This is a genomic window from Nostoc sp. 106C (assembly GCF_002154725.1).
Taxonomy (GTDB): Bacteria; Cyanobacteriota; Cyanobacteriia; order Cyanobacteriales; family Nostocaceae; genus Aulosira.
Genome location: NZ_MTAW01000130.1, coordinates 26006 through 35928 on the forward strand (window position 1 = coordinate 26006; position 9923 = coordinate 35928).

General features: G+C 39.0%; 14 protein-coding genes. 7 read left to right on the top strand and 7 right to left on the bottom strand.

The window, feature by feature from the left end; all coding sequences use genetic code 11:
- Window positions 1–65: 65 nt before the first annotated feature.
- Window positions 66–446, top strand: coding sequence for a hypothetical protein (locus tag BV375_RS20110; RefSeq protein ID WP_086763568.1), 381 nt, complete (start codon window positions 66–68; stop codon window positions 444–446).
- A 53-nt stretch (window positions 447–499) separates the two neighbouring features.
- Window positions 500–898: a nuclear transport factor 2 family protein gene (locus BV375_RS20115; RefSeq protein ID WP_086763570.1), complete on the top strand. Its 399-nt coding sequence runs from the start codon at window positions 500–502 to the stop codon at window positions 896–898.
- A 116-nt stretch (window positions 899–1014) separates the two neighbouring features.
- On the opposite strand, the gene BV375_RS20120 is transcribed toward BV375_RS20115, so the two are convergent.
- Both BV375_RS20120 and BV375_RS20125 read right to left on the bottom strand, forming a co-directional pair.
- Window positions 1015–1479, bottom strand: a complete 465-nt coding sequence (locus BV375_RS20120) for a hypothetical protein (protein WP_086763572.1) — start codon at window positions 1477–1479, stop codon at window positions 1015–1017.
- A 63-nt stretch (window positions 1480–1542) separates the two neighbouring features.
- Window positions 1543–1827: a hypothetical protein gene (locus BV375_RS20125; protein ID WP_086763574.1), complete on the bottom strand. Its 285-nt coding sequence runs from the start codon at window positions 1825–1827 to the stop codon at window positions 1543–1545.
- Between the two features lie 398 nt (window positions 1828–2225).
- On the opposite strand from BV375_RS20125, the gene BV375_RS20130 reads away from it, so the two are divergent.
- Window positions 2226–3308: a class I fructose-bisphosphate aldolase gene (locus BV375_RS20130; protein WP_086763576.1), complete on the top strand. Its 1083-nt coding sequence runs from the start codon at window positions 2226–2228 to the stop codon at window positions 3306–3308.
- Window positions 3309–3427: 119 nt separating this feature from the next.
- Here BV375_RS20130 and BV375_RS20135 read toward each other — a convergent pair whose 3' ends face one another.
- Entirely contained in the window at window positions 3428–4891 is a 1464-nt protein-coding gene (locus tag BV375_RS20135; RefSeq protein ID WP_086763578.1) for a hypothetical protein, read from the bottom strand.
- Window positions 4892–5116: 225 nt separating this feature from the next.
- Between BV375_RS20135 and BV375_RS20140 the strand changes: the two genes are divergently transcribed.
- Both BV375_RS20140 and BV375_RS20145 read left to right on the top strand, forming a co-directional pair.
- Complete coding sequence (locus BV375_RS20140; RefSeq protein ID WP_086763580.1) at window positions 5117–6514, top strand: amidase; 1398 nt, start codon at window positions 5117–5119, stop codon at window positions 6512–6514.
- Window positions 6515–6518: 4 nt separating this feature from the next.
- Complete coding sequence (locus BV375_RS20145; RefSeq protein WP_086763582.1) at window positions 6519–7226, top strand: Crp/Fnr family transcriptional regulator; 708 nt, start codon at window positions 6519–6521, stop codon at window positions 7224–7226.
- A gap of 64 nt (window positions 7227–7290) precedes the next feature.
- Here BV375_RS20145 and BV375_RS20150 read toward each other — a convergent pair whose 3' ends face one another.
- From BV375_RS20150 to BV375_RS20160, 3 genes are read right to left on the bottom strand one after another with little or no spacing between them, the layout of a single operon-like run.
- Entirely contained in the window at window positions 7291–7782 is a 492-nt protein-coding gene (locus BV375_RS20150; protein WP_086763584.1) for a hypothetical protein, read from the bottom strand.
- Window positions 7783–7803: 21 nt separating this feature from the next.
- A complete protein-coding gene (locus tag BV375_RS20155; RefSeq protein WP_086763586.1) occupies window positions 7804–8151 on the bottom strand; it encodes a cupin domain-containing protein in 348 nt (115 codons plus the stop codon).
- A gap of 58 nt (window positions 8152–8209) precedes the next feature.
- On the bottom strand, window positions 8210–8986 hold the full coding sequence (locus tag BV375_RS20160) for a class I SAM-dependent methyltransferase (RefSeq protein WP_086763588.1): 777 nt from the start codon (window positions 8984–8986) through the stop codon (window positions 8210–8212).
- A gap of 87 nt (window positions 8987–9073) precedes the next feature.
- Between BV375_RS20160 and BV375_RS20165 the strand changes: the two genes are divergently transcribed.
- Window positions 9074–9361: a hypothetical protein gene (locus BV375_RS20165; RefSeq protein ID WP_339376765.1), complete on the top strand. Its 288-nt coding sequence runs from the start codon at window positions 9074–9076 to the stop codon at window positions 9359–9361.
- Window positions 9362–9470: 109 nt separating this feature from the next.
- Here the strand turns inward: BV375_RS20165 and BV375_RS20170 are convergent, their stop codons facing one another.
- Window positions 9471–9791 (bottom strand): hypothetical protein, encoded by a 321-nt coding sequence (locus tag BV375_RS20170; protein WP_086763590.1) that lies wholly within the window; start codon window positions 9789–9791, stop codon window positions 9471–9473.
- 4 nt (window positions 9792–9795) lie between these two features.
- On the opposite strand from BV375_RS20170, the gene BV375_RS38770 reads away from it, so the two are divergent.
- The gene (locus BV375_RS38770) at window positions 9796–9918 is read left to right on the top strand and encodes a hypothetical protein (RefSeq protein WP_279432942.1); all 123 of its coding nucleotides are present in this window, start codon (window positions 9796–9798) and stop codon (window positions 9916–9918) included.
- Window positions 9919–9923 lie beyond the last annotated feature (5 nt).

The window sequence follows — 9923 nt, forward strand, 5'->3', positions numbered from 1 at the left end:
TCAGATTACTATGGGTTTAAACTAGAGAATATGCTTTTATACTTGCTTAACAAGCTTAACTAAAAATGAAACTGGTGGAATTATTCCAGGGAGCGTTAGAGAAAATTAAGTCTGTGCGATGGGATAGAACCATCGAAAAACACGAAGGGCCAGAAGATTGGGCGGCGGTTCTGCGATGCTGTGAGCCAGAGTTTATCATGATTGAAGGGCACCCTGTGCTTTTACCAGTAGAAAGGTCTCATCACGCCAATATTACAATTCTACGTGCGATTTTTAGTAATAATGGCAAGTCCTTAACTCTCTTTCTCAAAGACACAACGTTTGATGATGACCCTTTTTTTGCAGGCTTTGTGGCAGTTTGCGATCGCGTTGTAGGAGAAAATTTCTTTTTGGCGATTTTATACCATGAATGGTTTGTGATCGAGCGATCGCCTGTCTTAGAATAAATCTTGGGTTCTCGTTCCGGTCTACTGAACATCAGTTGTGGTTGTAGAAGATAATGCTCCAAGATTCAGAAAATACTTTAAAAGTTGCCCAGCAGGCATTTGAGCATTTTACACATGGTCTAGCGACAGGTGAATGGCAAGAGTTTCTAGATATACTTACAGAAGATTTTACCTTTTGGTTTCCAATGGGTAAATTTCACGGTTTGAATGAGGGAAAAGAACGAGCTAAAGAGTTTTTTCAGTACGTCAATGCATCTTTTAGTCCTGGGATAAAGTTGACTTCCCTAGACCGTGTTACCAGTAATGAAACGACTGTTGTGTTTGAGTTTCGAGATGAGGGGCTGTTACTGGGACAACTTTATAAAAATCGGGTAGCAGTTTCTTTTGATGTGCGTGGAGACAAAATTTGCGCCTATCGAGAATACTTTGGTAGCGATGGTAAATCGTATTAAGCCAGTCTATTCACATATTTAGTAGAAGCACAACAATTTTGTTCTTCAACCGCTTGGTTTATATCAATGAAAATTGCTTTTAAGAACTGTGAAATGAGTTGGAGCAGAAGGATTAGTTAATTATTCTCAAAGTTTGGTTGATTGATTTCTTTAGATTTAGCCTCTGCGGCTTGATATGCATCCAAGTAATTTTGACCACCCAACATTACATCACCATAATACTCATAAGGTGGGTCGCCATAGATTGGTAGGGGATCATCTTCGGGATAATCTTCTTGCGATTCTTCGATGATTGCTTTTAGCTGCTTGACAGTGAAGCTTTCTGCCGCAAAGTAATAAAGCTGCTGGGGATTTTTTTGCAGATACGGTAGGGTGGGATCGACAATAGATTCTCCTAGTTCAATCCAAGCGTGTTCAATGGGTTGGTATGGCTTCCCAGGAAAAACCAAAAATCCCTGAACATATTTTGCTCCCTCAGTCGCTAATGCTGCTCTATAAGCATTATCAAAGGTTTTTTTTGCCTTGCTTTTGATACGTTGAGAAATTTCAACCGAAAGCGCTTCATCCAATGGTTTATTCATCGATAAAAAGGAGTCAAGCAGCTACTCTAATATCCTACCACTCGTAGGGCTTGCATATTTAAGTTACTTAGTTAGACGACAAAGGCAAATATTAATTAACTTTGTAGTCAGCACTTCAGAGATAAAAAAATATATATGAATATCGAAAACTTCCACCTGAAGAAAAAGTTGCATTGATTTAGTAACGTTTAAGCCATAGCTATCCTGCGCATTCACCACCACATTTACTGAGAGATAAATATTTTTACTTGTTGTGAACTGAAAGATTTTACTAGTCTTTGGTAATTCTTTAGGTAGATGCAGAAAGGTTTTCAGACCTGTTTTCCCGGTTTCAGAATATCTATGCATTCAAAATCATCGACAATTACCATCAGGCCTTGTTGAACTTGCTGTTTAAGTTTAGCGATCGCGTCTAGATTTTTCTTGGATCTAAATTAATCATCAAAAATCTTTCTCAGAAACATCTGTTAACCTCTATAATTTATACCCAAAGATATATTGCCTAGAGAAATTTTATTTGTCTTAATTAAAATAAGAGATTTTATATCTGCTTTTCTTAGTTTTCGCTTTTTGGCTCATCCTCTATTAAAAAAGCTCCGAACCTATACATTTAGGTTAATAAAAGTATTTTTCATCAGATAAATAAGATTTATGCAGACTATGTACGGCAATTAGAACTAAGTTATAAATAGTAAGAGTGTTATCTTAAAAACAAGGTCATTTACTCAATTTTTGAGGAAAAAACTATGACTGCAACGCTCTTAGCAGGTAGTTCTATCGAGTCTTTCTTAGGTAATGAAGCAGAAGATCTGCTGACATACAAAGCAAAAGTTTCTCAAGATTTATTACATTTACCAGGGCCAGACTTTGTAGATCGAGTTTGGATAAACAGCGATCGCAATCCTCAAGTATTGCGTAATCTCCAGCAACTATATTCTACTGGTCGTCTGGCATATACTGGTTATCTCTCCATTCTCCCGGTAGACCAAGGTATTGAGCATTCAGCTGGAGCATCTTTTGCCCCTAATCCGATTTATTTTGATCCAGAAAATATTGTGAGGTTGGCAATAGCTGGAGGTTGCAATGCTGTGGCTACGACTTTGGGCGTTTTGGGTAGCGTTTCGCGCAAATATGCTCACAAAATCCCCTTTATAGTCAAAATAAATCATAACGAACTGTTGACTTTCCCCAATCAATTTGACCAAGTATTGTTTGCCGATGTCGAACAAGCTTGGAATTTGGGTGCAGCAGCAGTAGGTGCGACGATTTATTTTGGTTCAGAACAGTCTACCAGACAAATTCAGGAAATTAGCCAAGCTTTTAAATATGCTCATGAACTGGGCATGGTAACTATTCTGTGGTGCTATCTGCGGAATAACGCTTTTAAACAAGATAAAGACTATCATGTTGCTGCTGACCTCACTGCACAGGCAAATCATTTAGGCGTAACGATTGAAGCCGACATTATTAAACAGAAGTTACCAGAAAATAATAATGGTTACGGCGCTGTAGCCAAAGCAACTGGTCAATCTTACGGTAAAACCAACGAGCGAATTTACACAGATTTAACAACAGATCACCCAATTGATTTAACTCGTTATCAAGTACTAAATTGCTACTGTGGACGTGCAGGGTTAATTAATTCTGGTGGGGCTTCTGGTAAAAATGATTTTGCAGAAGCGGTTCGCACTGCTGTGATTAACAAACGTGCTGGTGGTACAGGATTAATTTCGGGGCGTAAGGCATTCCAACGTCCCTTTGAGGAAGGAGTGAAACTGTTTCATGCTATTCAGGATGTTTATTTATCACCAGATGTGACTATAGCTTGAGGTTTAGAAAATAGAAAAACTAAATAACCAGGTGGGCTATTTGTCCACCTTTATTTTTCTCGTTACTAAGAACTTTCAAGGTGCGAGATCTCCCTTGCTCGATCATCTCATCCGCTTTTTTATTTTGTCTTAATAGCCTCATAGGTATTTTTATAACTAGCAAGTTTATCTTGCACTTGTTTAGAGACCGATGTCCCTTGGGGAATAGCTTGTAATAAGTTGATTGCCTCTTGCAATTTACCTTTTCCTTGCTGCAAAATTGCTGATTCCTCTGGCGCGTTTTTAATTATAAAAGCAGCTTCTACTGCTAATTTCTCCGCAGTATCAAACTTAGAGGCTGCGTTCTTTTCCAAAGCAACTCTTTGACTGATAGTAGTATAGTTGACACGATATTTAACTAGTTGCTTTTTTGCTTGCTCAGAAACAGATGTGCCTTTAGGAATATCCTCCAGTAAGCTTACTGCCTTTTGCCATTTACTTTGGGCTTGCTGCCAACTTGTTATAGTTAATGGTGATTTTTGAACCATAACAGCAGCTTCCATGCCAAGATTTTGAGCAGATTTTAGGTTAGATTTGGCAACTTTTTCATGTTTGATATGTTGATTTTTCTGCACAGTAATAATTTTATCTTTAACTATCCAACTACCAAAACTCAATATCACTAAACTTGAGCTAATGAATAAAATTGAATGTAGTGGCTTTCTTACTAAAAATTTTGTTATTACTTCTAGTTTATGACTTTGAGGAATATTTTCCATTGCTTTTTCAGCTTGTTCTAGTTGATTCTTAGTAGCGACAACCAAGGTGTCAATTTTTCCTTGAAATAATTCACAATCATAGATAATATCTCCTAAAGCTTGACATTTATCACTACTAGATATAATGAAGCCATATTCATCATCAAACCATTCTAATTCCAAGCCAGAATTGCCACAGAAAGCTGATAAATTAAGTAATATTAATAAGATATTTTGTGTATTTTTAATATTCTCAAATACCTCTGTAGACTTTTTCTGTAGTTGCAACAATTCCTGTTGATAATTAAGAAGTTGCTGAATTTGCTGCTGTAAAACTTTAGACTTACCATAAACCAAGTCAAGCTTGAGTTTTTCTTCAAGCTCTTGGAACTTACTTGGTAAACTAGAATAGTTAATATTACAATTCAGTTGGTTAATAAATTGAGCATTACTTAAAATATCCTCAGCTATTGCCTGAAGCAGTTCGCCCCATTCAAGCCAACGGGAAATTTTAGATTCTAAATTATTTAAAGATAGTTTAGGTGGTTTATTACTAAATTTTTCGGCAATAAATCTTTCTCCAGTAGTCAGCAATGGATTTACTAAATGACTGTGAGAGTTGAATACAGCGCTTTCTGTACCCCCAGAAAGCACGCCAACTGCCGCATTATTTATTTTGGCAACATCTAATTCTTGAGCGATCGCGGCTTTGAGATTGCGGAGTTGTTCTTGAACAAAATTTAGCCTGATGATTTCTTGCTTAATCGCATGAGAATCACCAACAGTCAACTTAAGACTTTCAACAAGTTTTGTCAGTTCATGTAGATGCTTTTCTAGGTTAGCCATAAATATCCCTTGGGGATTGGTCGAAAGTTTATGCCAAACAATTAAAATGGCTATGAAGCGAGGTTAGAGCTTAACTCAGAACATAACCGCGCCTGTTGCAGCCTAGTATCCTAGTTGATTGAAAAATCTCAGGAGCTATAAAGCTAGAGTTCCCAGAAATCCTGCTAAAGTAACAACTTAAGTTTAAATATTTCAATAAAATATCAAACTACCCGTAGCTAAGGCATGAATGAAACTGATTTAGCTTTTACCCCAGCACTGGAGTTGGCGCAATTAATCCGTCGCCGGGAAGTATCGCCGCTAGAGTTAGTAAATATATATTTAGAACGGATTGAGCGCTTAAATCCCCAATTAGGAAGTTATTTTACGGTGATGGCAGATTTGGCGATCGCAGATGCTCAAGCCAAAACAGAAATACTCGCCACTACAAGAGAACTACCAGCATTTTTTGGCGTACCAATTTCGATTAAAGACCTCAACGCTGTAGCAGGTGTGCCTTGTACCTATGGCAATCCAGCATTACTGAACAATATCCTTAACTATGATGATGGGGTCGTAACTCAGATTAAACAAGCTGGATTTGTGCTGCTGGGTAAAACTGCAACTTCAGAATTAGGTTCATTTCCTTACAGCGAACCTACGGGATTTCCCCCAGCCAGAAATCCTTGGAATTTAGACTACACACCAGGCGGTTCTAGTGGTGGTGCAGCCGCATCATTAGCAGCAGGATTGTGTGCGATCGCCCAAGGTTCTGATGGGGGTGGTTCAATTCGGGGGCCTGCGGCTTGTTGTGGTGTAGTAGGAATTAAACCATCACGGGGAAGGGTAACTAATGCACCTGTAGGCGATCGCCTTTCTGGGATTGCCACTAATGGCCCGCTTGCCCGTACTGTTGCGGATGCAGCTGCGCTTTTAGATACAATATCTGGTTATTTTCCAGGCGATCCATACTGGTTACCCGATCCACAGCCATCATTTCTGGCTGCTACTCAAAAACAACTTGGGGAATTACGCATCGCTTTTAGCACTATCATTCCGCCCTTAGGTGAAGCAGACGCTAACTGTGAGCAAGGGGTTTTGCAAACAGTTAAGTTATTAGAACAACTTGGTCATCAAGTTGAAGAGAAATGCCCAGATTTTAGCGGCTTAGTCGAACCATTTCAAATTGTTTGGCAAGCTGGGGTAGGTGCTGCGGGAATTCCGGCGGAAGTATTGCAACCAGTAAATCGTTTTTTGTTAGCGCGATCGGGTTCTGCGGCTGAATATCTGCAAGCAGTAGCGCAAATGCAGATGGTAGCACGGCAAATCGTGGCTTTTTTCAATAACGTTGATGTGCTGGTATTACCAGTGTATCTGCATTCACCAATTCGGGTGGGAGAATGGGCTTCTTTAAGTCCAGAAGAGACATTCCAAAACATTATTAATTGGGTAGCACCTTGTCCGCCAGCAAATGCAACTGGACAACCTGCGATCGCACTTCCTGTAGGTTTTGATAGTAATGGTTTACCCATTAGTGTGCAGTTAGTTGGTAAACCTGGTGCGGAGGAAACACTCATTAGCGTAGCTACACAACTAGAAGCCGCTAATCCTTGGCTTCAGCATCGTCCAGCTTTGGCGACATAATGCCATGCAGGCCTCTTTAGAACAACTCTCCCAAATTACCGTGTTTGCAGATTTAGAAACAGCAGACAAGGTAAGTTTACAACCGCAAACCCAGGTGCAACGCTATAGCAAGGGAGAGATTATTCTGCATGAAGGCGATTCCTTACCAGCCAAGTTATATGCTGTTGTCAGTGGTTCAATTCAAGTTACCAAAACAGCAACCACAGGTAAAGAAACGATTCTTCGTACCTTAGCTAATGGGGAAATTTTTGCTGCGCCTGCTTTGTTAGGAAACGGAATTTCCCCTGCAATTGTAACTGCTGAATCTGATTGCAAAATTCTGACTATAGAACGAGAGGCTTTATTAAAAGCTATCCAACAAAATCCTGAGATTGCTTTACGGATGTTGATGGTTTTTAACAATCGGATTCAGCAATTACATGAAACAGTTCATGGATTAGTTTCTGAAAGAGCAATTGTACGGCTTGCTAGGTTAATTCAGTATTTTGCTGCCGAATTTGGAACTGAATCAACTCCAAAAGGCGAGTTTTTAAAAGATAAATTATCGTACTATCGTATGGCTCGGAGTATTGGCATTTCTTACGAAGAGTGCGTGCGTTTAATTAAAAGCCTGAAGTCGATAATTGCCTACAGTCGCGGCGGTAAGATGACGATAATTGATCTGAAGAAATTAGATGCGATCGCCTCTGGTGCAATATCACCGGAAGATTAATTTTAATTTAAACCTAGGTGGGCATTGCCCACTCTATGGTTATTTGCAAATCTCAATATCGAGATTAAACAGCTACAGTCAATTTATCTTGTTCGCGAGCAGCGACTACTAGAACAAGGCACAAAGCTGCGATCGCCTTTTGCCATTCTTGTCTTACCTGGGCATTTTCCACACCATCAAATAATGCTATCAAACGTGGGATAGAAGCCTCTAAAGCAGCACGTGGTACAGGGCGGTGTAAATCTACTAAGCTAGTCAAACTTTCGCGATTATGGACGAAACCAATTACCCAAGTTGTTGTGTGATCGGGGCTATCAGGAACGCGTTTAACTCCTAATTCATTTTTTAGCCAGTTGTAAAAAGGTGGAAGTTCTTTAGCTAAAACTGTTCCTGCTGTTGGTAATGTTTCCTTCAACAAATTACTATCTAAGCTGCCTAGCTCTTGATTTAATTCAGAAGATTTGAGAACTTCAGTAAGCGGTTTTGACAGTATTGCATCTAACTGAGATTGAGAAAGATTTAAGTGGTGCTTGAAAGTTGAAATTAGGGATTGCATGATTAATTACTTAATAAATAACTAATTTATATTTGCTACTTTTTCAGAAAGTGTGAGCAAGAATGTAAGATTTTCATCAGATTGTAAAGCATGAGGTGTATTAGCAGGCATAAAAACTAAAACCCCAGGTTCAAGAACAATATTTTTGCCTGATAAAATTAGTAACCCCCTGCCTTGAATGACTTTGACTATGGCATTGCGAGTTGAAGTATGTTCGGAAATTTCAGTATTAGCTGCTAGGCAAAATAGTGTATATTGACAAACTTGATTTTTGAGCAACACTTTGCTGAGAACTCCGCTCTGAGGATATTCAATCTGTTCTCGCATCTGGGTAACAAAAGATTGGTTCGTTATGATTGTAGAACTCATATTTTTCAAGGATAACTATTCAGCAATTATCTAATTGTAGATTTTGCTGTGAATGAACTTATTCAGCAACAGCACACATAATTATGTAGCCTAATTCATTGCGATATTGATGAAAGACATCGTGCATTTCTAAAACACGTTTACGGATAGGTTCCTGTGTCACAATATTCCAGAAAATCTGTATTGTGTTCAAAATTCCTTCATCTTGCAACATTTGTCTCAGATTCAATAAATTCATTGGTCCAGTGAGATGCTGTTGCACTTTTAATCCTGCGGTTGCTAAGTTACTGATCCAATTATTTTCAGAAAGTGGTGTAGAATTAACTCGAATCACCTTTGCTAAATCAGCACGAATTTGTTCTTCTTTATTACGTGCTAATAGTTCATGAGAGAGGAATTTTCCTCCTGGTTTGAGCCGATTATGAATTGCAGTCAAAAGTTTAGCTTTCCCCTGTGGAGATTGCATAGTAAGAATGGCTTCTGCTAAAACATAATCAAACTTACCTGGTATATGATCCAGGTAAAATATATCACCTTCAATAATTTCGATTTGATTTTCTAAGCCAGCAACGCGGATATTGGCAAGCGCATAAGCAACACTCTTTGAATCTTTTTCTATTCCTAATACTTTTACATGGTAGCGTTGAGCCAGAGAGATAGCACTATAACCAAAGCTAGAAGCTAGCTCTAAAACTGTCTCTCCAGGGTTGAAATTTGCCCACTGAAATAATTGTTTTGTAGCTATCCGTCCACCGGGACGCAAATATTTTTTGCCTGCTGCTGCTAAAACTTTGTGGCCGGAGGTACTGGGGAAATTAAGGGTAGGGTTGGTCATCTGTGTGTCCCACTGAATTCATCTTACCCCCACTCTGCCAAGAATTTTTCGTGCTGTCTTTGAGCTACCTCAAAGAAGAAAAAAGATATGGCTGTTTCTGAAAAAGGTCGATTAGACTATGAATCAAATGTTCCTTGGTATAAAAAAATGAATCGGAAGGCAGCTACCACATGGTTAATTTTGTTGTTTTTGATATTTGTAGGTTTTGGGGATAGCTTTTTACCCAAACCATTAAGTTCTGCTAGCTTACAGACTCGCACAACAATCAATCAATTTTTTGTTGGGTTATTTCCTAGTTGGCAGCCCAAAACTCGTCCAAATGCACGTACAGAAAGGGCTGTAGAAGAAATTGAAAATGGCGGTTCCAAGAAATAGAAAAATTATAAAATTTAGAATTAATTGATAAAACAGCGAACTTAAAGCATCCAATGATAGCTTGCTTATGCTTTATCCACCATATTTGTCATGTGTATAGTATCGCTCTTTAATTACTATCACTAGAGAATAAAGGTTTTATAGCAGCCCTATTTGACTTCGGAAAAAACTTGGTTGTCAAAAATTCACGAACTTTCTCAGTTAGTCGTTTCGATGACGCGATCGCATCTAGCTTTGCCCAATCTAACACCAGAATCTTGCTACCCTGACTGTAATTGACGATTATATGAATCTGCTTGAATAGTCGTGCATATTCTTCATAGCTAATCCCGATACTGCTAGCAATCTGGGAATAGGATAGGCGCGATCGCAACCATAACGCTCTTCCGTCACTTTGGGGAGAGAAAATAAATGTAGGTTGGGGAGCCACTCACGTGGGCGGGTTTCCCGACTTGAGTGAAGTGGCGTTTGAACGCAGTGAAACCCAACTAGATCAAGGTTTAAGGATGTTGGGTTTCGTTCCGAATGGCACTAAGTTAAGAGATGGCAGTCAATAATAACT

Bases quoted from the DNA above. Each gene is read 5' to 3' on its own strand.
- BV375_RS20110 (WP_086763568.1), top strand. From the start codon at position 66: ATGAAACTGGTGGAATTATTCCAGGGAGCGTTAGAGAAAATTAAGTCT.
- BV375_RS20115 (WP_086763570.1), top strand. From the start codon at position 500: ATGCTCCAAGATTCAGAAAATACTTTAAAAGTTGCCCAGCAGGCATTT.
- BV375_RS20120 (WP_086763572.1), bottom strand. From the start codon at position 1,479: ATGAATAAACCATTGGATGAAGCGCTTTCGGTTGAAATTTCTCAACGT.
- BV375_RS20125 (WP_086763574.1), bottom strand. From the start codon at position 1,827: ATGCATAGATATTCTGAAACCGGGAAAACAGGTCTGAAAACCTTTCTG.
- BV375_RS20130 (WP_086763576.1), top strand. From the start codon at position 2,226: ATGACTGCAACGCTCTTAGCAGGTAGTTCTATCGAGTCTTTCTTAGGT.
- BV375_RS20135 (WP_086763578.1), bottom strand. From the start codon at position 4,891: ATGGCTAACCTAGAAAAGCATCTACATGAACTGACAAAACTTGTTGAA.
- BV375_RS20140 (WP_086763580.1), top strand. From the start codon at position 5,117: ATGAATGAAACTGATTTAGCTTTTACCCCAGCACTGGAGTTGGCGCAA.
- BV375_RS20145 (WP_086763582.1), top strand. From the start codon at position 6,519: ATGCAGGCCTCTTTAGAACAACTCTCCCAAATTACCGTGTTTGCAGAT.
- BV375_RS20150 (WP_086763584.1), bottom strand. From the start codon at position 7,782: ATGCAATCCCTAATTTCAACTTTCAAGCACCACTTAAATCTTTCTCAA.
- BV375_RS20155 (WP_086763586.1), bottom strand. From the start codon at position 8,151: ATGAGTTCTACAATCATAACGAACCAATCTTTTGTTACCCAGATGCGA.
- BV375_RS20160 (WP_086763588.1), bottom strand. From the start codon at position 8,986: ATGACCAACCCTACCCTTAATTTCCCCAGTACCTCCGGCCACAAAGTT.
- BV375_RS20165 (WP_339376765.1), top strand. From the start codon at position 9,074: ATGGCTGTTTCTGAAAAAGGTCGATTAGACTATGAATCAAATGTTCCT.